The organism is Escherichia sp. S10b (assembly GCF_028421345.1).
GTDB lineage: Bacteria > Pseudomonadota > Gammaproteobacteria > Enterobacterales > Enterobacteriaceae > ECMA0423.
In genome coordinates, this window is record NZ_JAHZSO010000048.1 from 1 (window position 1) to 681 (window position 681).

At 61.5% G+C, this 681-nt stretch carries 1 protein-coding gene; it reads right to left on the bottom strand.

Going from position 1 to position 681, the window contains the following annotated elements; all coding sequences use genetic code 11:
* Nucleotides 1-681: conjugative transfer relaxase/helicase TraI domain-containing protein (locus tag FTE26_RS04415; RefSeq protein ID WP_272457511.1), on the bottom strand; the 681-nt coding region annotated here is incomplete at both ends.

Below are 681 nucleotides of genomic sequence, written 5' to 3' on the forward strand. Positions count from 1 at the left end.
TCCGGACACCATCCTGCATATTATCAGCCAGCAGGCTCTCTCCGTTACGGCTGCCCTGCAGGGCCACGAACTGCGCATCCCCGCGGCCTTTCACCCGTCCTTCACCGCTGAATCCCCGCAGCCCGTTTCCGTCATCCGTGGTCAGTGGGTTCAGCCAGATACCGGCGGACCTGCCGTTACGGTCAAACGCCGGCAGTGCCACATACGGCTGCGGATATTTACGTCCCGGTGCAATAAACCGTGCAGGGCTGTCTCCCCCGGCCAGCCCCGCCTGACGGAGAACGGCACGGCCTGCCGCCACGTCCCGCAGTTCCCGTGCCGTACTGAACAGCCGCTGCGCATTCATGACCTCCCGGTCCGGTTTCGGCTCAAACACATCGTGGGCTGTTCCTTTCTGTACGGCATTGTTAATGGCATCCGTCCAGCCCTGACGGTTATCGGTGTACACCTGCACATGCTGCTTCATACGCGACAGGGCCACGTAGGCTGACTCAAAGCCTGCCATCAGTTTCCGGTTACCTTCCGTGCCTTCAAGCGCAATGGCAAAGGTTTCACTTGTCCCCTGCGCACCGTGGGCGGTGATGGCATAGGCCAGGTCAATATGTTGCTCTGCCCGCTCCTGACCGGGGCGAATCACCCGGGTCTGCTGTCCGTCCGACAGCGTGACACTGTCACCGGAAA